Here is a 24,016-nt window from a genome sequence, read left to right as displayed (position 1 = left end):
TTGTGATCACATTTCATTAGTTGGGAACTTCTTGTCAAAAGGCCCGTTTGCGAAATTGTCACAATCCTCCCCCGTTAATTTTAATTGGATAAAACCTCTCTATAAACTATCGGAATTTTTTTAAAAATGAACCAACTTTAGGTCAAACCTTTAAAAGGTATATTAAGAAAGGAATTTTTCATAATCAATTATCTATTAGAAAAACATCTTATTAATAAGGAAGAAAGCAAATAGCAACACATTCGCTTTCTTTTTAATTTATTATCACATTTAGTTTTCACTCTTAACCTTTTTCTTTTCAAGAAACTCCATCTTCCAACTAAAATATTCGTTATCAGAATTTTTCTCATATCGTAAATAAGCATCAAATTTATTGCCTTTTTTACTGGTTAGTCCTTTAGCCAAAACGATTCCATTTTTCAAAAGGCTTTTTACCATTGTTTTTGTAGGTTTCTTTTTCATCGCTGCTAAAAACTTATCATTTTTCCAAATGACAAATTTACAGCCATTTTTCCAATTTCTACATCCAAAGCCTTTCTGTCCTTCAATAATTCCATGCCCACAAAGAGGACATTTGCCAAGAACCTCAATGGACTTCTTTTTATCTGATATTTCATTAATAATGATGTCTTTTTCATTTTTAATTGTTTTAACAGCATCTGTTGTAAAATCAAAAATTAAATTCAAGAAACTTTCTTTATTAACCTTTTGCTTTTCAATATCAGCCAATGTTTTTTCCAATTTACCAGTGAATTCTAAATCAAATAATTCCTTTACTGGAAATGTTTCAACTAACTTTCTTCCCAGTTCCGTACAGATTAAATTTTTATTTTGTGTAGTAATATAGCCGACATCTTTTAACTTTTTTATTGTTTCAGCTCTTGTAGCTGGAGTACCAATGCTATAACCACTTAAAATAGCAGCCATCATTTCTTCACTGTCTTCAGCCTCTTTCTCTTTACCCTTGCCGCATGTTTCCATTACTCTTAATAGTGTTTTTTCTGTATGGTGCTTTGGTGGTTTCGTCACATGAGAAGTCAATTTATGATCTATAATACTAACAATCTCATCTATATTTACTATAGGTAAGATAGTATCCTTAGATTCAATTTTCTCAACTTTTTTCCATCCTTCAACTAGCTGTACTTTCCCTTTTGATGCAAACAGACCTTTAATTTCATCAGTATTAACTTTAGTCATTATTTTAGTTTCCTCATGTTCAGCAATCGGCATAAACTGCATAATAAAACGATTTTTGATTGCATTATACACAATTTCCTCATCCTTCATTAAGGATTTTGGAAGTAAATATGTCGGAGTTATTGCACTGTGACTTTCAACTTTAGAATTATCAAAAACACGTTTCTTTTTCGCAAAAGTAATTTCATTTTCATATGGCAGTCCTTTTTTTAGATTATTGAGTACCTTAGCTGCCTTATCTACTAAACTTTCTTCCAATACTACACTGGCAGTACGTGGATACGTAATATATTTCTTTTCATAAAGGGATTGAGCTACTTTTAGGACTTTATCAGAAGTCCAGCCTTTATATTTACTTGTTATAAAACCTTGTAAGTTCGAAAGGTTAAATAAATATGGGGGATATTCTTTTTTTAGTTCGACTTTCTTGTCTATGATAGTGGCTGATTGATTATTTAGAGCTTGTTGTATTAATTCCAAGGTTTTTTTATCCTTGAATTTATCCTCTTCATCTTCCACATATATCCCTTCGTACTCTTTACTATCTTTTGTTTTAAATGTAGCGGCTAATTTAAAGTAATCTTCAGGTACAAAGTTTTCAATTTCTTTATCTCGATTATAAATAATTTTTAACGTAGGAAGTAGCACTCTTCCAATGTTCAGTGCTTTTCCAGAACCCTTTTGATACTTCAATGTTGCCACAGAGGTTAAATTAATGCCAATTACCCAATCAGCCCACTGACGGCTAGTACCAGCGTCTAGAAGAGGCCTCATTTCCGTATTAGGCTTTAAGTTTTGAAGTCCTTTTAACACTTCTTCTGGAGTCCATTCGTTCAATAATAATCGATAAATTTGTTTATTTGTCTTGAGATTATAAATAACCGTGTCTCCAATGACTTGCCCTTCACGATCATAATCACAAGCTTGTATCACAGAATCTACATCATTTCGCTGGATTAAGTGATAGATGATTTTCAACTGCTTTTTAGCCCCAAGATCTTCTTTTTCTTTTTTACGAGGGTCACTTTTTACTTTGTATCGAAATTTAGAAGGGATAAAAGGGAAGTTTTCCATTCTCCACTTTGCCAGTCCTTCATCGTAATCCTTCACATCATAAAGTTGTAATAAATGTCCAAAAGCCCAAGTAACAATATAGTCATTTCCTTCGAAGTATCCATCTTTTCTATTTTTTATATTTAACGCATCTGCAATGTTTTTTGCGACGGATGGTTTTTCTGAAATAATTAAACTAACCATTTTTATACCTCCATTTACCCTTTTTTTGGGGGAAGGATTTTCAACTTTTTAATGATAGACATTAAATACATCCCAACAAAACATTTATAAATTAGTTAATTTTAAACGGATTCACATTTTTATATTATTATGTATTTGCTTTTATCATTTATGGCTATCAGCTGCAAATAGAGCGTTCTAGAAAATGGTTTCCTGGTAAAATATAAAGAATATTACAGTTCATGAGGTATTCAATTTTCTGGACCTTTTATTGAAAGAGCATGACTTGTGTTTTTCATGTACATCAGTATTTTATATTCGATACTCCCTCATCGAACCTATGTTCCTATATTGAATTATACCAAATATAGAACAAACATTTCAATAGAGCGGAACCATCTTAATCATGTGATTCCCCCGGAATCCTCATTCGATCGATTTTTCATACTTGATACTGGAAAAACAAAAAGAAATAGACCTCCCTTAGGACTACAAACGTTCGGGGATGGTCTATTTCTGCAACGTTAGAGGCTGCTACTCACGTTCTAGAGATTATTATATAATCGTTCCTCTTTCATTAAACAGTCTAATCTCCACATTTGATACTCCCTATTTAAGGAAGCAGCGAATTAAATCATTTTTCCTAAAGTTTCACTTCATGAGTCATCTTTATGTAATCGTTCCCATTTAGCAATTCTGTAAGGAAGCCCCTGTCACAATCTTTCTAAGCGTTACACTGCCTCACTTGAAGTAAACACTTTCCTTTTTACATTTGTACCTGATAATAGAACCAGGAGACTTGACCATTTAGCGAAAAAATGGAACTTCTTTTGAGCCTGCCATACGCGCGTACACAAAAAGTTGGCCTTTATGGTGAACCTCGTGATCATACATGGCGGAAAGGTATTTTTTTTTCGGGCCTTTAAGTTTTGGATGCGATGAATTATTTTCAGCTTCTAAATCGGCATCAGAAAATGATTCGTATGTAGCTTTTGTTTTTTCCGTAAAGTGCTTTACAGCTTTGCGCACGTCAGCCATCGTCTGGCATTCAGGTATGTCGGGCGAACCAAATTCTTCTGTCTTGACCATTGTGACGAACACATCATTCCATCCAGCCACATGCAACGCAAGTTCACCAAGTGTCATGGCCCCTTCCCAGGGTTTAAAATTGATATGTTTGTCATCAACGGTTTCCAGTAATTCTTCCAAAACCTTTCGGTGTTCCAACCATTCATTCATCATTTGCTTTGCTTGTCCCAAATTAATTCCTCCTTTATGTGGATAAAGTTCTTTGCCATTTCTTCCTTTGCCTATAAGTCTATTAAATATAGGGCTGTATTAAAAGTTTTTTCCTTAATGAAGAGACATCTTCAATCCCTCATGTGTAGCTTTAAATCCCAAATGCTCGTAAAATCGTAACGTCTCTGTACGCTTCTTATCCGTGGTAAGTTGAACTAAATGGCAACCACGATCTTTGGCTCGTTGGATGGCCCAATTGATCAGATTACTCCCAACTCCTTTCCCGCGTTCCGAAGAAGAGGTTCTTACTCCCTCTATCGTTGCCCTCCACCCACCTTGATAAGTAATATGCGGTGTAAAGGTAATCTGTTGGACGCCAATCACTTCATTTCCGCGACATGCCACAACAAGTTCAATGTTAGGATCCGCCGCAATAGCTTTAAAGGCGTTTATGTAGCTTTCCGGCAAGGGCTGTTCGTAGCGTTCTCTTTTCATTCCCAAATCATCATCAGCCAACATTTCCACAATTTTTTCCAAATCCTGCTCAGTTGCCATTCTCAATTGAACTTTTATTTTCATCGACGCTCCTTTAAATATCTGCTTGTTTAATCATTCTATTTAATCATTCTAATAGAAGATTCCTGATAATGCCCCCTTCGTAATTATTGAATAATCACTCTATTTCCTTAATTGTTCTTTTTCGATTGGCAGCTTGGGAAATGTATATTTTTATAGAATTAACTCTGGACATCATCAGATAAAAGTGAATTAACGAAAAACCCGTTTTTGATTATTCACCTCATTCTTTAGTCTCGATATGTCGCTGGTATAACGCTCTGTATCGGTTAAAACCCCTGATGCCCCCCTTCTTAGACTATAAAAAATCGTGTCAATTTCAATGTCATTTGCTGTTATTCTTCAGCGTCACAAGCTTCCTTAAAACAATAACGTCAATATCATTATACCATCTTTGATTTTGACTGTTACGCTGAAATTTTATCCCCGTCTCTTTATTGGAAAAAGTACTTTCTCAATGTAGATTCTTTAATGTTTAGTTGGGTTGTAACATCTAAAGGACGATAAACCTAGTTCACTACTTTCTCATAACACCATCATAACGCTGAAAAACCATTTAGGTAAATCCATAATCGATTGACAATTCTTGCTAATTTAGGACATGGAATCTAAAAAATTCACATTGAAAACGCTGACTAAACCATTATTCACTCCTTTTAACATACTATTAATTAAGACAGATTTAGCTGACCAGATACTAAGGTGATTAATTGCCGCAAAAAAACAACCATAGGGCGGAGTGAAATTGGATCAATAGGTTCTTTTTATTATCTCTGACAAGTTTTCATTATCTCTGACAAGGGAATATATCAATTGTGAATATCTTCCAAAGGAGGTCGGAAAATGGGAAAGGCAAAAGGGTTAGCCATGGCTTTGGTGCTTGGTTTACTGCTTGTAGCAGGAGTATCACCAAACCAGGCTTCTGCTGCCTGTAATGGACACGGTTTTGTTAATGAGTACACTGTAGCTTATGATTGGCCTGGTGGAGAGATCATTGATGTGTACCTGCCTGGAGAAGATATGTTCGTACATGGAAATATGTTAGATAATGGATGGACATATAGGTGGAATGGGGGTGGATTTATTCAAACCAAAGATTTCTGGTATTTTTCGTGTGAGGGAACTCCTTAATAAAAGTATTTTTGATTAAATGATACTGGTTCACCTAATAAAGCAATAGCATAATTGGTTGACTCAACGGCGCACTCCCGTAAGGGCGCGATGCTGATGGTTAATTTAGGGCGTTAATAGTTGCGATTATGTCAGACAGTAAAAAATAAAACCTACCATTGAGTGTCCGGCTCATTTAGGGTAGGTTTTATTCCTATATTATTCGTGTTGTCCCTCTCTTTCAGGGAACCAAGCTATTGAACAAGCACTGCGGGAGTTACAGCACCTTCAGACGTCTTAAATATATTCATTTTGAACTACAGTATAGCTTTCTTCTAAAAAAGAAAACATAATTTTCTTGCACAAGTGCTCCAGCTATTCATGAGTAACTTCGTCTTAGCTTATCGTTCTAACTTGCTTTGCTATTGGTAAAAGTTAGCCTTGTTAGTTAAGGAAAAAATCATGATTTAGTCTTGCTTCTCTTTATTTTGGCAAAGTTCGCGGTTTCTCTTTTTAACCAATCTGACATCTTCTCAATATCTTTTGAGAATACCCGGTCATGTTCAATGAATGGGACAACCTCTCTGGCCTCTTCTAAAAACTCTCTGGTGATAGCCGCCATTTTCTTTTTTCCCCGTATTTCCGCGGCCTGCAAACTGCAAATCGCTTCAATGGCTATTACACGTCTTGCATTTTGTATAATCTGATAAGCATGCCTTGATGCAATTGTTCCCATGCTTACATGATCTTCCTGATTCGCAGATGATGGGATGGAATCAACACTTGCAGGGTGAGCCAATGTTTTATTTTCCGATACCAATGATGCTGCGACATATTGCATAATCATGGCTCCTGACTGCAAGCCCGGCTCAGAACTTAAAAATGGCGGCAGGTCATTCAATTGTGGATTCACCAAGCGTTCAATCCGGCGTTCCGAAATGTTGGCAAGTTCCGCCACAGCGATCGCCAGAAAATCCATTGCCAATGCGATTGGTTGACCGTGAAAATTCCCGCCCGATAACACTTTCTCCTCGTTTTGAAAGACTAAAGGGTTATCCGTTGCAGCATTCATTTCAATTTCAAGTTTCTCTTTTATATAGTTCAATGCCTGCCATGAGGCTCCATGAACTTGAGGAATGCAGCGGATTGAATAAGCATCCTGAACGCGGATTTCTCCTTGTTTAGTTGTCAATTGACTGTCTGACAGAAAATCGCGAATCCGTTCGGCCACTTCTACCTGCTCCCTGTAGCCGCGGGCTACTTGAATATCCTGATCAAATGCATCGATGATACCGCGCAGCCCTTCAACTGTTACTGCAGAAATGAGTTCTGCCTGATAAGCAAGCTTTTCGGCTTCCAAATAAGCAACAATTCCCATAGCCGTCATTGCCTGTGTTCCGTTAATAAGACCCAAACCATCTTTAGCCGTCAAGTTGATGGGACAAATCCCTTCATTCATCAAGGCGTCCATCGCACTTGTTCTCTTCCCTTTATAAAAGACTTCTCCTTCTCCAATTAAAACAAGGGCTAAGTGGGACAGTGGAGCCAAATCCCCGCTGGCTCCCAGGGATCCTTGCTGTGGGATCACCGGATGAATGTCCGAGTTGATCAAATCCAACAGCCTTTCGATGACAACTGGACGAACACCGGAAAAACCTTTCAGCAACGCGTTGGCACGGAGCAGTACCATCGCCCGTGATACAATTTCTGGAAAAGGGGCGCCCACTCCGCAGGCATGGGAGCGAATTAAATTCAACTGTAATTTTCCCACGTCTTCTTTGCCGATAAATACATCACTGAATTTTCCAAAGCCTGTTGTAATTCCATAGACGACCCTTTCTTCAGAAACAATTTTTTCGACCGCTTTTCTGCTTTCTTTTACTCTCTTCATGCTTTCTTCTGAGAAATGAACTTTTTCCTGATGATAAAGAACTTTTTTCACCTCGGAAAAAGTAAGTGTATTACCGTTAAGTATGACCATTTGTATTCTCCTTTCATATTTCTTTAGTCAAGTAAAGCAGCAATGAAAAAAGGGACTATATCTTGGACTCAAATAGACTCCAAGATATAGCCCCCTATTGACTAATCTAATAAACTATGGGCAATTATATGTGATTGATTCCTAAACCGATTGTTTCGTGCTCGGAGCCTTTCACAGGCGCTCCTATCGTCCCATACAAAGATACTGCAATCCAGTCCCCCTCCTGCTCACTGTCATAAGGATTTCCCCGTAAAACAGCAAATGAAAGACCGACAGTTCTAAGGATAGAGCCTATTTGTACCTGGCCCCTTGTAATCCCTTGCAATGCTTCGATAATCGCATGGTATAGAGCATGCATTTCACGATAGACGTCCGAGCGGACAATCCCGTTTTTCTTCGCAGCCGTTTCAATTGCAGCGACCACTTTATGTGCATCCATCGAACCAACTTTCCCTAAACACCCTATCCAATTCTCCTGCTTTAGCTTCTCCAATTGCTCAACCGGATTATTGGATAGCAATAGGAGAACTGCATGACGGCCAATTCGGCGATCTTTATTCAAAGACATATAAACAACTCTTTTTCTAATCACTATTAGCTAATCATTTCGATTGTAAGCGCTTTTCCGGCTCCTGTCAATAACTTTGCCCGATTAGATACGAAACCTTTTAAACTTGAGCTACTTCAAGAATGGAATTACATCGCCGTTCTCTCAAACAAAACCGTCAGCGTACGTAACCAATTTTTTCCATTCAATATAATTTCTAATGCTGTATCTTCGAAATCATCTTGAAGAGACACCTGTGTCAAATCAGCTATTTTACGGATAAGCTTCAAGTATTTATAACCTGCTTAGAAGTTTCCCAAGAGTCTCAAAGGGTCGTTCATATTCAAAGGTTTTTTTGAGAGACTAGGCAACGATTAGGCTCTCCCAGAAAATATAACCTTTTCTTATGTATAGGCTTTTTTAAAGAGGGACATATTGAACAATCAACTTTCAGATAAAAAGCAGCTTTTTGGAACATCTAAATAAACATACAAAAGTGTAAATACCTCTCCAGGAATCATCCAAAACTCAGACTAACTTCATGAGTCGGATAACGCTTTATTTAATCCCTTTTCTTTCGAACAACTCGATAAATTTTTGGGCTGTGTTGGATAGGCGATGATTTTTCAACCATATTAGTCCAACCGGGGCTGCCATTTCCATTGTGCTGGATATTTTGTGAGCATGTATGGCATACCCTTTATACCGTTTAAGCAGTGTTTCCGGAACAATTGATGCACAAAAACCAGATGAAGTCAAATCCATCAAAAGGGAAATATCTGAACATTCTCCAATAATATTCGGGTGCAGGTGAAAACGGGAAAAAGCTTCCAAAATCAAATAATGGACACCTAACCCCTGTGTACTCGGCAATAAGAGTGGCAGATCCTGAATAACCTTAAGCGGTACGTCTTCTTTAAATAACTTCTCTTTATTGGAAGTGATCACATAAAACGGTTCCGCATAAAGGTGAAGAACTGAAAAATCATCTAACTCCAGCGGCAATCGAATGATAGCAAGTTCGATTGTCCGGTCTTTGACTAATTCACAAAGAAGAGAGGATTCATTTTGTTGAATCGTATATGTCACCTTAGGGTACTGCTTGCGAAAACTATGAAGGATTTCAGGCAACTCTGCGACTGAAAGTGTATTCACGCCTATCGTTAGTCTACCTTTCACCCCGCTTCCGACTTCCATTACTTCTCTTTTGGCCTCTGCCATTAACTGATCCATTTGCAAAGCATATTTGTATAAGGCTTTTCCCGCCTCCGTCAACTTTAAATGCTTTCGGTTTCTCTCTACTAATGTTGAGCCGAGTTCCTCTTCCATTGACTTCAATTGTTGGCTTAACGGAGGTTGAGAAAGATGAAGTCTCTTTGCAGCAGCTGAAATGCTCCCTTCCTCTACAATCGCTATAAAATATCGCAGTTGCCTAATGTCCACCTTCAAGAGCACTCCTTTTCTCATATACGAAAAACCTAAGTAAATCATATTTTATATATATTTTTCGTTTGGATATCTTCATGTTACCATATTTTTATAGAGTGAAAAAAGGAGTGTGGACGATGTCTCGTTACTGCATAATCTTTGTTATTGCGTTTCTTGCCGCATGTCAGAATGTTCCAAACTCCTCTCAGGATTTAGAACCACAATCCAGTGAAAAGAAGGTGGAAGTGATGGACCAACAGTTAATTGCTTCAGCGGAAAATGGAAATACTGATGATGTTTTGGCTCTGCTTCAAGACGGAGCCGATATTGATGCAACAGATGAAAACGGAAGAACAGCCGTCATGGCAGCAACTTATAACAATGAAGTGGATACAGTAAAGGCGTTGATACAAAAAGGCGCCGACATTAATATCCGCGACAACAACTCAGACAACGTGCTTTTGCATGCCGGGGCATCAGGTCAGCTTGAAATTCTGAGACTCGCAATTGAAGCCGGGGCCGATACAAAACTTACAAACAGATTTGGGGGCACAGCGCTGATCCCTGCCTCAGAACGAGGACATGTTGAAGTTGTTCGAGAGTTACTCACTCATTCAGACATCGATGTCAATCACATTAACGACTTGCATTGGACCGCATTATTGGAAGCAGTCATTTTGGGCAACGGCGGAGAGAAGCATCAAAAAATCGTACAATTACTAGTCGATCATGGTGCAGATGTGAACATTGGAGATAGGGATGGGATCACTCCCTTGCAGCATGCGAAAAAGCTGGGATACAAGGAAATTGAAAGCATATTAATAAAGGCAAGTGAAAAAAGTTAAGATAACGAATACTGCCTCCATGAAAACAACACGTCACAGGTACAAAAACAGAGTTTTTTGATAAAATTACGATATAGTTTTCGAGAAAGCTAGTGCCTTAGATTCTCACGAATTGCTTTGAGTGTTCACATAACCAGACTAAAAAGAAGCTTCTATAGCACCTTTTGTTAGAACCGCTACTTCTTTAAACCGGAGATGTGCAAAAGCTCCTCAGCATCGAGGAGTTGGCAATACATTTACAAGGAGGATTCAATGATGATCAATGAGACAGATTTGAAACATCTGCGACGTTGTATTGAACTTGCAAGGACTGCTTTGAAGAAGGGAGACGAGCCATTCGGTTCCGTACTTGTCTCAGCGAACGGGGAAGTACTTGCAGAGGACCACAATCATGTTGCCAGCGGCGACCATACCCAGCATCCGGAATTTGAGTTGGCACGTTGGGCAGCCCAGAACATGACACCTGAAGAAAGAAGCAAGGCAACAGTATATACTTCCGGCGAACATTGTCCCATGTGTGCTGCCGCCCACGGATGGGTCGGCTTAGGCCGGATTGTTTATGCCAGCTCCTCTCAACAGTTGGGGGAATGGTTGAATGAGATGGGGGTTACTGCAACATCGCGTGTTCGCAGCCTTCCGATCCAGGATGTCATCCGTGATACGGAGATAGACGGCCCTGTCCCCGATCTTGCTGAACAAGTTCGTCAACTCCATCATCAGTTTTACAAATCAAAGCGGTGACCACGAATTAATTGATGAAGGGTACGAGTGTACCTGCGTTGGATAGAAATAAATTGATCATAAATTTGCCTAGTGTATATCCATCCAATTTGTCCTGTAAAAATCTAATGCAATGAAGACAAGAGGGACGGATGTTTTAAATGTCTGTATCACTTAATAACGAAGGATTGATATATATGAGCTCTGCTTTTTGGATAACAAATGCCCTCTTGGAAAAGGGATTTAAGGTTGATGGCGGCGTCATAATAGGAACTGAGACGGAATGTTCCCATCTTTTGATTAAAGACGGAAAAATTGAAAAAATCATCCCTTCCAACGAAGTCATTACAGATGATTCACCAAAGAAAGAGGCAAACCGACTGCTCCTTCTTCCCTCTTTTATAGAGAAACATTGCCATTTGGATAAAACAATGCTTGGTGACCAATGGCGTTCCGTACTACCTGCCAATAGTATTCTTGAAAGACTTGAAATTGAGAAAAGAGTCATCTCTTCGTTGGAGACCACTATACAAGAACGTGCAGAAAAGTTACTGGACATTTATTTAAAATCCGGTGTAACTCATGTACGGACGCATGTGGATATATATCCTGAAGTGGGATTGAAGCATCTAGAAGCAGTTAAAGAAGCCCTTCAAACGTTTGAAGGGAAATTATCATATGAAATTGTTGCATTCCCACAACATGGATTGCTACGTTCGAAGGCAAAAAAATTGGTAAGTGAGGCACTTCATCAAGGAGCGAGCTTAGTTGGGGGTGTTGACCCTGCTACCGTGGATGGCGATATAGAAGCCTCTCTGCAAGAAATGGTTCAGCTTGCCGTGGAAGGAAATGCGGGAATCGATTTACATTTACATGATCATGATCATCTTGGGGTCTTTACAATCAAAAGATTGGCTCAGTTAACAAAAGAAGCAGGTCTACAAGGAAAAGTTTCAGTCAGCCATGCATACGCTCTAGGTGAAATTCCTTCAGCTTTAGCAGCGGATATGGCAGAACTACTGTCTGACGCTGGGATTACTATTATTTCAAGTGTGCCTATTGATCAAAAGTTTCCACCTGTCAGCCTGTTACATAGTCAAGGTGTATCCTTTGCCGTAGGCTGTGATAATATTTTCGATGTTTGGTCACCTTTTGGCAATGGGGATATTCTAGAACGTGCAAGTCGTCTGGCAGAAGTATTAGAGTGGACAGATGAACGTTCGTTAGCACAAACGCTCCACTTTATTACTGGCGGAAAAACACCACTTGATCATGAAGGAAAACAAATTTGGCCTAAAGTTGGAGATGAGGCAAGCATCGTGTTTGTTGAAGCCTCCTGTTCTGCAGAAGCAATAGCAAGAAGATCCCAACGGGCCGCTACAATGTTCAAAGGAGAGATTGTTTCAGGATCATTATAAATCCATTCAAAAACATCGAGCTTTTGATTCTTCTGGCCTCCATCCTTCTGCAAGAATAAATTCAGTGGGAGAACCTAGTTTCGTTCTCCCATAATTTAATTCCATTTTTTTACATTCTTCTATATTCATTACTTTTTCAAAAGAATATGCCGGATACTAGGCCGGCATATTTATAAACGGTTATGAGATTGACTAAATTTGATTAATGTGAGTAAATTGTTTTGGGAGAAGTTGTGTGTATCATGATCTATTCGGTGTGGCAGCACCATTCATGATTCTCGCAGCTTCTTTTCTTTATTTTTATCACTTGTGTTAGAAAGTGTTCGACCTCTGAATAAAATCTGAAATTCAAGTATCTCACTCCATTATTATGATGCTTGTGTTGTATCTTTTTTAGATATCGACTGGTCACTTTTGGCAATTCCAAAGCCAGTTATTATATAGATCACTGCAAACACAATTCCAAGATAAATCATTGGTGCGTATAAAATAAATTGTCCGTTTGGTACTTGCAATGTATTGGCGATAAATGCTCCTGTAACACTCCAGGGTATTAATGGGGCAAGTGCAGTTCCCGTATCTTCGAAAGTCCTTGATAAGTTTTTCCGATGTAAACCGTAGTCATCATACAGATTTTTTAACACAGGGCCAAACACGGCATATGTCACATAATAGCTCCCGATAATTGTAAAAAAACCGGCATGTAACGTAAGGCAGCTTGCCATCATTGAACGTCCTGTCTTAGCAAATTGTTTGATTTTGTTCAGCATAATATCTATCAAACCTGAGGTCTGTAATGGTGCACCGAATATTGCGGCCGCTATTAGAATGGCCACTGTGCTTAACATACTGGATAATCCGCCTTGTTGGACAATTTGATTGACAATATCTAAACCACTATCATAACCGTATCCGCTGCTTAAAGCTTCTGCAATTTCTAGAATACTTCTATCTTGGAAGAATGCCGCAATGACAGCTCCCAAGAAAATTCCAACTCCGTAGACAGGAATAGCAGGGGCCCTTCTGCTAATAAGTATTAATACGGCTAAAGGTGGCAGCATTACTAATGGATTCAAATTAAAATTTTCATTCAAGGAAGAAAGAATAGCTGAAATATTTTCACTGTCAACGTTTTCATTGTTAAACTGAAAACCAATGATTAAATATAATATTAAAGAGATCACCAGACCCGGTACAGTCGTGTATAAAAGATGCTTAACGTGGTCCATCAGATCAACATCAGTAATAGAAGAAGCTAAAATAGTGGAATCGGACAGAGGCGAAACTTTATCCCCGAAAATCGCTCCGACCACAACAGCAGCGGCTGTATAATATAAAGGAATTTCCAAACCCATTGAAACCCCCATTAATGCTACTCCAACTGTTCCTATGGTAGCCCAGGAATTTCCGTTCATTAGCGTCATAATCGCACAGACTAGACATGCAACGAAAAGGAATATAGAAGGTTTCAAGAGTATCAGGCCGTAATAGACAAGAAATGGAATGGTTCCAGATAACATCCATACACCGATCATCATGCCGACCGCTAGTAAGATTAAGATAGGGATCATCATATGTCCTATGCTCTTAAGGATGTCCCGTTCAATATCTTCCCACTTGATTCCCCATATTAATGAAAGAAATATTACAGCAGCTCCGCCAGTTATTAAAACAATAGTTGATGGCGCTTTTATTCCAGCAATTCCTCCAAATACAATAACAATGGCAACCACCATTAGTATCATATTTTTCTTGGTTGACAGTACGGGTTGCATACATTCATCTCCCTAACAGAAGCAGAATTGGTTCTACATCCAGGTTTTATTAGTTTAATAGGTCTTCCCTTTATTTCTCTCTATCACCAAGCAGCAATTGTGCCGTCTGTTCGATGGTCGGTTCCGCCAATTAATACGGATGATGCAGAGTCTTTAATAATGATCTGTCCCCGGCCGAAATCTTCGGGATCTAGCTCAACTGATATTTCATGGCCTTTTGCATGCAGGTCTTTTGCAATATGAGGTGGAACAGAATGCTCTATCTTAACCGATTTTTCTCCCGACCAATACCAGCGAGGAGCATCGAGAGCTGCTTGAGGATTCATTTTAAAGTCAATCAAATTGGATATTACTTGCAGATGGCCTTGTGGCTGCATAAAGCCGCCCATTACTCCAAAAGCACTAAAGGCTTCACCATCCTTCGTGATAAATCCAGGAATAATTGTGTGATATGTTCTTTTTCCAGGTTTTAAATAATTTACATGGTTTGGGTCGAGAGAGAAGTTATGTCCTCTATTTTGCAATACGATGCCAGTACCTGGTACTACAAGGGCTGATCCGAAATCATGATAATTACTTTGAATAAATGAGATCATATTTCCATCTTGATCCGCTGCTGCCAAGTAAACGGTTCCACTTTCAACCGGTTTTTCTGCTTTCGGCAACAATGCTTTTGATTCAATCAGGCTTCTACGTCTATTGGCATAAGAATCAGATAATATCTCTTCCAAATCAACATTCATTTCGGCAGGATCACTAATCAGTGATTTTCCATCAGCAAAGGCCAGCTTTAATGCTTCAATTTGCTTGTGATACGTTTCAGTAGTTTCTCTCTCGTTAATGTCGAATCCTTTTAAAATGTTCAATGCCAATAATGCAATCAACCCTTGTCCATTTGGAGGAAGCTCCCAAATATCGTATCCTTTATAGTGAACGCTAATGGGATCGACCCATTCGGGATAGAAGTCAGCTAGGTCATCTTTGCGTATATATCCCCCGGTTGCCATCGAAAAGGCATCAATTCTAGCAGCCAGTTCTCCACGGTAAAAAGATTCCGCGTTTGTTTTTGAGATTGAGTGAAGAGTCTCTGCATGCGGAGTTGATCTCCACATTTCTCCAATTCGTGGAGCCCTGTTTTCTGGAGCGAACAAGGAGAACCAATGTTCATATATAGGGTCAGTCAGCTTATCTTTAAACTCTTTGAAGGCCTTATTCCAAAAGTAACCGGTTGTTGGTGAGATGGGAAACCCTTCTTCTGCGTACTTAATAGCAGGTTGCAAAACTTCTTCAAAAGGAAGCTTGCCGAATCTTTCTGATAACGCAGCCCAAGCACCCGGAGCACCCGGAACAGTTACAGGCTCCCAACCATACTCAGGCATTTTAGTAAAACCATTCGCTTTAACATCATCTGCTGAAATCATTTTCGGAGCCGGTCCACTAGAATTTAAGCCGTGAAGTTTTCCATCAACCCATACTATGGCAAAAGCATCACCGCCAATCCCATTTGAAGTCGGTTCTACTACTGTTAAACAAGCTGCCGTAGCAATTGCAGCATCGATAGCATTTCCACCCTTTTTTAAAATATCTAACCCGGCTTGGGCAGCAAGCGGTTGTGATGTGGCAACCATACCATGCTTGGCATATGTAACCATACGCTGTGATGGATATGGATAATGCAAAGGGTTAAAAAGGTTGTTCAAGTTATAGACCCCCTCATCTTTCTTAGATGTCAATTATATTTTGATAGTACCTTCTCCACATCGTTGTAACTCCGTTCGATCTGATCAAAGTTGAGTCTGGAAATGATGCCGTTAATATGATACTTCATTCTTTTTCGCGCAAGTTCTTCATCATTCAATTTAATCGCTTCCAAAATCTCCAAATGTTCTTTCGGGGATGTAGGTTGATCAAGCTTCATATCACTATAAAAGGTCAAATAGATATTTGTAAGTGAAATTAATTCACGAAGTTGATTAATCAACATTTCATTTTTGGAAAACTTCGCGATTTCGATATGGATGTCATATACTTTCTCCAATACTTCATCCAAACTTCTCTTTTTGTAGGCTTCAACTTCATTGCGAATTATTTCTTCTATATTCTGAAAAGTCGATTTAAATTTTGCATAGTTTTGACAAGCTTTCATTACTGCATAATCTTCTAATAATATTCTCATTTCAAATACATCTTCAACTTCTTTTGGAGTTGGCTGACTTACATATGCTCCTTTTCTAGGAATGATTTTCACATACATATCATATGAAAGCCTTTGCAAAGCTGAGCGAACTGGAGTTCGACTAACGTTTAATGATTTTGCTAGCGCTTCTTCTGATAGTTTAGTTCCGGGCGCTAAATCACGATTAATAATTGCACTTTTCAGCATTTTATATATCTTGCTCTCTAACCCGTTTTTCATAGATCTCCCTCCCTTAGTTTTGCATGCAGAATTGTATACAGTTTAGAATACAGGATTATTTCTATAATTTCAATAACAATTTTATATTATTTATTATTCTAAAATTAAAACTCTTGTTGGTATAAATCGATACAAATATTGCCTCGACTTTTTAGAACATAGCTTTCAAATATATGAAATTACACAACTATTTACAGTAGATAATCATAGATTCCAGTCATTTTTGTCGAATTTAACTGTATTTTTTGAGTGAGCTATCATAAGCACTGAAAAAAATAGTGACCAATTTTGAGACGTCACGGTCCCTTATAAAAACCCCCGGGTATAAAGTCATCATAATGACCTATCCTGGGGGTTTCCAAATGATACATCTATCATAAAATACTTTGAAATTTGTTTGTCCTACATTAAATATTTATGTAAGTCATCAACGTTTGTACTTTCTTTTGACTGTTCTATACTTTAATTCCTTATAATTTGTGATAATAGTCATTTCTAGATCCTTTACACTACTTTATAAATCCTTTGTAATGACGTTTAATCAGTTGCCCTTCCAGTTGTTTCATCGTGTCTAGCGCAACACCGACAACAATGAGCAATCCGGTACCGCCAATTTGGGCAGCCTGAGGCAACCCGGCAAACTTTACGAAAAATACTGGGAGAATGGAAATAAAAGCAAGGAACAGCGCCCCAGCAAACGTCAGTCTGTATAGAACTCGTGTTAAGTATTCCTGCGTATTTTTCCCTGGACGTATACCAGGTATATAGCCGCCTTGTTTTTTCAAGTTTTCAGCGACTTTTTCGGGATTTACCTGAACAAATGCATAAAAATAAGTAAAGGCGATGATCAGTGCGACAAAAATGGACATTCCAACAGGTTTCGTATGATCGAAAAATGATTGGATCGTACTTGCCATCTCACCTGAGCCAAAAAATGTCACGATTGTTTGCGGGGTTACAATAAACGCGCTTGCAAAGATTACCGGGATTACTCCAGCAGCATTAACCTTTAACGGCAAATGTGTATTTTGCCCACCGACAGGGTTGCGTCCATCCATGCGCTTTGCATATTGTACCGGAATTTTTCGCAATGCCTGCTGGAAAAAGACGACACCGACAATGATGGCAATAATAGCAAGCAAAACCAGCAGCATGATGACAATTCGAATAAATAGTTGTTCGCCTGCACCTTCAAATTGCGTAGCATAGATTTGGTTTACTGCATTGGGGATACCAGCCACGATCCCGGCGAAAATAATGATGGAAATTCCGTTTCCGACGCCATTTTCCGTTATTTTCTCGCCCAGCCACATCAGGAATGCTGTACCCGCGGTCAGAACGATGGCAATCGTAATATATGTACTTAAACCAGGATCTTTTATGAGTTGAAGCTGTGTCATTCGGTTAAAGCCAAAAGACATGCCAATTGCTTGAATGAATGCTAATACAATGGTGAAATAGCGGGTAAATTGCGCAAGTTTACGACGTCCGGCTTCACCTTGCTTGGCCCATTCAGTGAATTTGGGAACGACATCCATTTGCAAAAGCTGTACAATGATGGACGCAGTGATATATGGCATAATCCCCATCGCAAAAATGGAGAAATTTTGGAGGGCACCTCCACCAAAAATATTCATAAAGCCAAATAAACTCGCCTGGTCCTGCAATTTAAGTACATCAGCATCTACATTGGGTACGGGGATAAAAGCCCCTATCCGGAAGACAACCAGCATGAATAAGGTAAACATTATCTTTTGTCTTATATCTCTCACACGTAATAGATTAGAGATTGTTCGGAACATTCAATCACCCCTTTATAAGTCTTCATACTTGTTCGTTCTCTGCAATTATATAATAATTTTACAAATACTATCACTATTTAATTAGTGTTAATTTCCGCCCCAACTGACCAGTATGATGCTTAATCTGCCTCTCATGTCATTGCTGATACCACTGTTGAATAGATTCATCTGGTGTTGCTTCGTATTCCTCTTTTAGCATAGTTATTAGCTTGTCATACTGCTCTCGAACTGAATAACTGTCCTCAAGTGAATCATATAGTTGCATTAACATGACATAACTTTCTTCCTTATAAGGAAGAATTTTCTGTACGCGTAAATAAAGAATGATGGCTTCGTTATAATTGCTATAAATTCAAGCTTTGGATTTTTTTGATCGACGGTCACTTTCTCTTTTGGCTTATTTGACACATCGACATGATCACCACCAACGGGGGAACATTTTCGCCTCCTTTGCCAGACTAGCCGAATTTGATTTTCGCTTCGAAGGGGTACGCCAATCTGTATTGGTGACATCTCCGAAGATACTAATTTATGCCACCCCCTTTAATTATTTGGATGATAAAAAAGAAGTAAATCTTATAAATGTGAAATTATAAGTAACGGAAAAAATTTACAGTTTTCGCATTATTCGACATTTTACACTGCAAATCTGTACATTTTCTGTACGTACCATTAATCTTATTCAATATTTTCTCTTATTGAAATGATAAAAAGTACGTTGAATCTATAACAAAACAGAAGTTTCAAGTTTTTGTCATAGAACAACAAAAAACACCTTTTATCCACAATTCTGTCGTAATTGTAACAAAAAGTGATATTCAGCATTTTTATAAAACTATTCACTTTCTATACATTTTCAGGCACACTGAGCCAAGCAATGTGCTTTCTGATCATGACGCCCTGCTCTCCCCTATTGGCTATTTTCTTTTCGGCGTTTCTGAAACCATTCCTTTAATAAAACAATTTCATCACAGGGAAAATATCCAGTCGTTTGCTCCTCAAGTTTAAAGCCTTCCGAAGTAGATAGTTTTAAAAAGCCGCTTTTTCCCCTCCCTACCATTAAAATCTCATTCATTTTTGTTAGATCATGCATTTTTTGGGGTAACAGACAAAAGATAGGAATGCTGTCATTATTCTATATAGATTCAAACTTTTTATTTTTCTGGAATAATTTTGTTTTTAAAAAACCCTATAAAATATGCTAAAATTATTAGATATTATTATTTAAATAAAATTTTGGAGGGTATAGGATGTCTGTGGTAGATAAACAGAAAATTGTATCTAGTGTTCCCCAAAAAGGATTTTTTGGGCACCCTAAGGGTCTTTTTACTCTTTTCTTTACGGAATTTTGGGAGCGCTTTTCCTATTATGGAATGAGGGCCATCCTCGTTTTTTATATGTATTATGAAGTGTCAAAAGGTGGTTTGGGCATAGATGAACAAACTGCTCTTTCGATTATGTCCATTTACGGGGCACTTGTATATATGTCGGGGATCATTGGAGGCTGGTTAGCTGACCGGATATTCGGTACTTCCCAAGCCGTTTTTTATGGCGGGATACTAATCATGCTGGGCCATATTGCCCTTGCTTTGCCTGGAAGCTTGACGATGTTCTTTGTTTCTATGGTCTTTATTGTCATCGGTACAGGCTTGCTTAAGCCAAATGTATCCTCAATGGTTGGCGATATGTATAGTGAAAAGGATGATCGCCGTGATGCAGGGTTCAGTATTTTTTACATGGGAATTAACCTGGGGGGTTTCATTTCCCCTTTACTTACTGGGGCTGTCATGGGTTATAGTTTCCATTTGGGATTTGGATTCGCTGCTATTGGAATGTTCTTTGGGCTTTTAGTCTTCCTCTTTACAAAGAAGAAAAGTTTGGGGCTTGCAGGCACTTACATTGCCAACCCTTTATCTCCTGACGAGAAGAAAAAAGTTTATCTGGTGATTGCCGGAGCCGCGGTTCTTATAGGAATTATTCTAGCCGTCACAATTCCAACAGGTTTGCTTACGATCGAATTATTTATTGCTATAGTGGGAATTTTAGGGTTCATCATTCCAACTATTTACTTTTTTATTATGTATCGGAGTCCAAAAACAACCGAGGTGGAGCGTTCCCGCGTTCTAGCTTACATTCCGTTATTTCTTGCTTCCGTCATGTTTTGGTCCATTCAGGAACAAGGGGCAACCATACTTGCCAACTTTGCAGATAAACGGACACAATTGGACGTTGCAGGGATTCATCTATCTCCCGCATGGTTCCAATCATTGAATCCATTATTTATCATTCTCTTGGCACCAGTATTTGCTTGGTTATGGGTGAAATTAGGAAAACGCCAGCCCTCCATCCCACAAAAATTTTCTTTGGGATTATTATTTGCCGGTCTTTCCTTTCTCATCATTTTATTACCAGCGTATTTGGGCGGTACAAATTCATTGGTGCATCCGATCTGGCTCGTTCTTAGTTACCTCGTCGTTGTGATTGGTGAACTGTGCTTATCACCTGTCGGGTTATCTGCAACTACGAAATTAGCACCTGCTGCATTCTCAGCCCAAACAATGAGCTTATGGTTCCTATCCAATGCGGCTGCCCAAGGATTAAACGCTCAGATTGTCAAATTCTATCGACCCGAAACGGAAATGTTATATTTTGGAATTATCGGTGTGAGTGCCATTCTGTTGGGAATTATTCTATTCCTCGTTACCCCTTTGATTCAAAGACAGATGAAAGGTGTCCGTTAAAACTTTTGCTTTTTCCACTTGATGATATATTGGGACCGCTCAGGCAGAATAGAGATTAAAAAAATAATGATCCTTGGGACTGCCGGTCCCGCTTAAAAAGGAGCAGGCAAAAGCGAATCACGGCAGGATCCCTTCAAATTCCGCTTTTGATGTAAATTTTTTGTAAAGTTTTTCAGGAATGGTTGAAAGAGGTTCATGATCTAGGTAACATTGATATCGATTTCCACAGTATTGAAAGTTGATAAAAAGAGACTTCTATTCATGCGGATAAGATATTAAGTTAACTATTTCCAGGTTTCTTAAAGTCCATGACCTGATAAATGGATGCTTGGAGAAATTCGGAATATGGGGATCACATGAGTGCGGGGACGAGGATCATATATGAATAGTGCCAGTGAACGAAAATTAAAAAAGTTATTAGAAATATTTATTGTTTCCACCAGGCTAGGGCTAACTTCATTTGGGGGCCCTATTGCACATCTAGGCTATTTTCATCAGGACTACGTACGAAGAAAAAAGTGGATCGATGAGGAAAGCTATGCCGACTTAGTAGCTCTTAGCCAGTTCCTCCCCGGTCCAGCCAGCAGTCAAGTGGGGATCGGTATAGGTATTATGCGTGGAGGGGTATTAGGAGGCATTGTTTCATTCATTGGATTTACCTTGCCGTCTGTTTTAGTATTGATTTTATTTGCCTCATTACTTCATACCTTCGATTTAAGTAATGCAGGGTGGATCCATGGCTTGAAAATTGTTGCTGTTGTGGTAGTAGCTCACGCGATTCTTGGGATGGCCAAACAATTGACTCCTGATATGCAAAGAAAAACCATCGCTTTAATAGCTCTAGTTACAACATTGTTGATCCCTTCAACATACACTCAAATTACTGTCATATTACTGGCAGCTCTTATCGGGTTTTTTATTTATCGCAGGACAGTGATTTCTGACCAATCCATATCTATTTCCCGTTTTCACATTTCAAAACGTTTGGGCTGCCTATGCTTAATCCTATTCTTTGGGTTACTTATACTGCTCCCAATATTAAGAGAAACGGTTACCTCACATTGGGTCGCTCTATTTGATAGCTTTTATAGATCAGGATCTTTAGTCTTTGGTGGCGGTCATGTTGTGCTGCCTTTATTGGAACAAGAATTTGTTCCGACTGGATGGTTAAGTGAGGAACAATTCCTTGCAGGTTATGGAGCAACACAAGCCGTACCAGGTCCATTATTTACCTTTGCAGCCTATATAGGGGCGGTCACTAATGGCTGGATTGGCGGAATAATAGCGACTATAGCCATTTTTTTACCAGCATTCCTTCTCATCTTAGGAACCTTGCCTTTTTGGGACTCACTCCGGAGCAATCCTAATATCAGAAGTGCTTTGATGGGAGTCAATGCTTCAGTAGTCGGCATCCTTTTCTCGGCATTATATCATCCGATTTGGACAACTTCTATCTTAACAACCGCCGATTTTGTATTAGCTGCATTTTTATTTGGTATGCTCGTCTTTTGGAAGCTGCCACCTTGGACTATTGTTTTAGCTGGAGCTTTAGGCGGAACCTTTATCGGGAACCTTTAAAAAAGTAAGGGCATGCATCCCTTACTTTTTTGATTATGATTTTCAATTATTTTTCACTTCCTCTTTTATCTCTACATCTTTCCAAAATGATTCCACTTATATAGCGAGATCATCCATGCCAAATTGCTTTTCATTTCTGCCAAAAAGCTTCTCCATTCGTATCACTATTTATTATGGTGAAAGCTCAATAATATGAACTCAATCATTAAGGATTGAGTTTCCTTCTTTTTAAAGGGTTATACAAATTTCTCCCGTTTGCATATAGAGTAAGCTGGAACGGGCATATTAGAGTAGATAAGTTTTTTTGAAATACAAGGAGAATATAAATGGATTTTTTTAACAGTCAGGAGTCTTTAACGACAATCCAATGGGTTTTAAGAGCTATATTTGCATATTTTTTTATGCTTATCATAGCTAAAGCAATGGGCCAGAGATCCATTTCCCAGCTAAGGTTACTCGACTTTGTCATTGCATTGATTATTGGAAATATCATTGCTCATCCTTTATCCGATGAAAAGTTAGGATTGAAGGGATCAATGATCTCAATGATTGTACTCGTTGTTTTATATGCAACGAGTATATTTCTCAGTTTAAAATTCAATAAACTTCGTACCTTTATTGATCCATCCCCCTTCCCTCTAATAGAAAACGGGCGAATCATTTATAAGAATTTAGGCAAAGCCAAGATTTCCCTCGATTATTTATTATCCGAAACAAGAAAAGAAAAAATTGATGATATACAGAAAATTGCCCTTGCTCTCTGGGAACCTGATGGTACCATTTCATTTTTTCTTGAACAGAAATATCAATCCATAACAAAAAAGGACTTACAGATTAAAGGAGAGAAATTTTCCCTGCCCAGGACTATTATTAAAGAAGGGAAAATTGATATCAACGAATTGAAGAAAGCAAATAAAGATGAGATATGGTTGAGAAATAAAATCAAATCAACTTATCGTGTCGACATATCAGAAATTTTATTGGCAACAGTGGATATGAATGGGCAGATAAAAGTTTTGCTTTATTAAATGCGGCACTCGGAGGCCTTACAAGCAAAAAGAGAAAAGCTATCTTTGAGAAGATTTCTTATTCGCCACACCTATCCACTAGTATTTTACGAATGAAGGAAAAATCACAAAAAAATGAAAATTTACGTATTGTATCCTTAAAAAATGGTATACTTTTGCTAGTACAATAGAATCGGCTCTCTCAAGGGCGGTCTGGCTCATCCCCTGGTGAAAGGGGGTGATGCTTATGACAGTATTTGAAGCTTTATCACTGATGATAGCTTTTGGCGCTTTAATTGCTGTACTGTCCAAAGACAAAAAGAAATAGACCTCCCTTGAGACCTGACAAGTTCCAGGGTTGGTCTATTTCACATGACTATTCGAGCCAGCCACTCTT

General features: G+C 38.6%; 19 protein-coding genes. 8 read left to right on the top strand and 11 right to left on the bottom strand.

The window, feature by feature from the left end:
- Positions 1-270 precede the first annotated feature (270 nt).
- From C509_RS0116935 to C509_RS0116925, 3 genes are all read right to left on the bottom strand, one after another.
- Positions 271-2,457 (bottom strand): type IA DNA topoisomerase, encoded by a 2,187-nt coding sequence (locus C509_RS0116935; protein WP_018708124.1) that lies wholly within the window; start codon positions 2,455-2,457, stop codon positions 271-273.
- 786 nt (positions 2,458-3,243) lie between these two features.
- Positions 3,244-3,696, bottom strand: coding sequence for a DinB family protein (locus C509_RS0116930; RefSeq protein WP_018708123.1), 453 nt, complete (start codon positions 3,694-3,696; stop codon positions 3,244-3,246).
- A gap of 93 nt (positions 3,697-3,789) precedes the next feature.
- Complete coding sequence (locus C509_RS0116925) at positions 3,790-4,254, bottom strand: GNAT family N-acetyltransferase (RefSeq protein WP_018708122.1); 465 nt, start codon at positions 4,252-4,254, stop codon at positions 3,790-3,792.
- A gap of 840 nt (positions 4,255-5,094) precedes the next feature.
- On the opposite strand from C509_RS0116925, the gene C509_RS0116920 reads away from it, so the two are divergent.
- Positions 5,095-5,382 (top strand): hypothetical protein, encoded by a 288-nt coding sequence (locus C509_RS0116920; RefSeq protein WP_018708121.1) that lies wholly within the window; start codon positions 5,095-5,097, stop codon positions 5,380-5,382.
- Positions 5,383-5,821: 439 nt separating this feature from the next.
- On the opposite strand, the gene hutH is transcribed toward C509_RS0116920, so the two are convergent.
- The 4 genes from hutH to C509_RS0116900 all read right to left on the bottom strand — a co-directional run bounded on the left by hutH (position 5,822) and on the right by C509_RS0116900 (position 9,332).
- Positions 5,822-7,342 (bottom strand): histidine ammonia-lyase, encoded by a 1,521-nt coding sequence (gene hutH / locus C509_RS0116915; protein WP_018708120.1) that lies wholly within the window; start codon positions 7,340-7,342, stop codon positions 5,822-5,824.
- Between the two features lie 124 nt (positions 7,343-7,466).
- Positions 7,467-7,910, bottom strand: a complete 444-nt coding sequence (hutP, locus tag C509_RS0116910; protein ID WP_018708119.1) for a histidine utilization transcription antiterminator HutP — start codon at positions 7,908-7,910, stop codon at positions 7,467-7,469.
- Positions 7,911-8,038: 128 nt separating this feature from the next.
- Entirely contained in the window at positions 8,039-8,179 is a 141-nt protein-coding gene (locus C509_RS26215) for a hypothetical protein (RefSeq protein ID WP_018708118.1), read from the bottom strand.
- A gap of 268 nt (positions 8,180-8,447) precedes the next feature.
- Positions 8,448-9,332 carry a LysR family transcriptional regulator gene (locus C509_RS0116900; protein WP_018708117.1) on the bottom strand — a complete coding sequence of 295 codons (885 nt, stop codon included), beginning with the start codon at positions 9,330-9,332 and terminating at the stop codon, positions 8,448-8,450.
- A gap of 122 nt (positions 9,333-9,454) precedes the next feature.
- On the opposite strand from C509_RS0116900, the gene C509_RS0116895 reads away from it, so the two are divergent.
- The 3 genes from C509_RS0116895 to C509_RS0116885 all read left to right on the top strand — a co-directional run bounded on the left by C509_RS0116895 (position 9,455) and on the right by C509_RS0116885 (position 12,300).
- Positions 9,455-10,162, top strand: coding sequence for an ankyrin repeat domain-containing protein (locus C509_RS0116895; RefSeq protein ID WP_018708116.1), 708 nt, complete (start codon positions 9,455-9,457; stop codon positions 10,160-10,162).
- 255 nt (positions 10,163-10,417) lie between these two features.
- Complete coding sequence (locus C509_RS0116890; RefSeq protein ID WP_018708115.1) at positions 10,418-10,903, top strand: nucleoside deaminase; 486 nt, start codon at positions 10,418-10,420, stop codon at positions 10,901-10,903.
- A 176-nt stretch (positions 10,904-11,079) separates the two neighbouring features.
- Positions 11,080-12,300: an amidohydrolase gene (locus C509_RS0116885; RefSeq protein ID WP_026319928.1), complete on the top strand. Its 1,221-nt coding sequence runs from the start codon at positions 11,080-11,082 to the stop codon at positions 12,298-12,300.
- Between the two features lie 368 nt (positions 12,301-12,668).
- On the opposite strand, the gene nhaC is transcribed toward C509_RS0116885, so the two are convergent.
- The 4 genes from nhaC to secY form a co-directional block, all read right to left on the bottom strand.
- Entirely contained in the window at positions 12,669-14,075 is a 1,407-nt protein-coding gene (nhaC, locus tag C509_RS0116880; protein ID WP_018708113.1) for a Na+/H+ antiporter NhaC, read from the bottom strand.
- An 83-nt stretch (positions 14,076-14,158) separates the two neighbouring features.
- Entirely contained in the window at positions 14,159-15,727 is a 1,569-nt protein-coding gene (locus C509_RS0116875; RefSeq protein WP_051088722.1) for a gamma-glutamyltransferase family protein, read from the bottom strand.
- Between the two features lie 77 nt (positions 15,728-15,804).
- Positions 15,805-16,491, bottom strand: coding sequence for a GntR family transcriptional regulator (locus tag C509_RS0116870; protein WP_018708111.1), 687 nt, complete (start codon positions 16,489-16,491; stop codon positions 15,805-15,807).
- Positions 16,492-17,000: 509 nt separating this feature from the next.
- Positions 17,001-18,293: a preprotein translocase subunit SecY gene (secY, locus tag C509_RS0116865; RefSeq protein WP_018708110.1), complete on the bottom strand. Its 1,293-nt coding sequence runs from the start codon at positions 18,291-18,293 to the stop codon at positions 17,001-17,003.
- Between the two features lie 1,250 nt (positions 18,294-19,543).
- Between secY and C509_RS0116845 the strand changes: the two genes are divergently transcribed.
- From C509_RS0116845 to C509_RS27540, 4 genes are all read left to right on the top strand, one after another.
- Complete coding sequence (locus tag C509_RS0116845; RefSeq protein WP_018708106.1) at positions 19,544-21,034, top strand: peptide MFS transporter; 1,491 nt, start codon at positions 19,544-19,546, stop codon at positions 21,032-21,034.
- Between the two features lie 381 nt (positions 21,035-21,415).
- A complete protein-coding gene (gene chrA, locus C509_RS0116840) occupies positions 21,416-22,612 on the top strand; it encodes a chromate efflux transporter (protein ID WP_018708105.1) in 1,197 nt (398 codons plus the stop codon).
- Between the two features lie 326 nt (positions 22,613-22,938).
- On the top strand, positions 22,939-23,640 hold the full coding sequence (locus tag C509_RS0116835; protein WP_018708104.1) for a DUF421 domain-containing protein: 702 nt from the start codon (positions 22,939-22,941) through the stop codon (positions 23,638-23,640).
- Between the two features lie 220 nt (positions 23,641-23,860).
- A complete protein-coding gene (locus tag C509_RS27540) occupies positions 23,861-23,947 on the top strand; it encodes a putative holin-like toxin (protein WP_144521866.1) in 87 nt (28 codons plus the stop codon).
- Positions 23,948-24,016: the final 69 nt, after the last annotated feature.

The sequence above is a fragment of the Siminovitchia fordii DSM 16014 = CIP 108821 genome (assembly GCF_000374565.1).
Classification (GTDB): Bacteria; Bacillota; Bacilli; order Bacillales; family Bacillaceae_C; genus Siminovitchia; species Siminovitchia fordii.
Note: the sequence above shows the minus strand (reverse complement) of the source record. Positions and strands in the feature narration are given on the sequence as shown.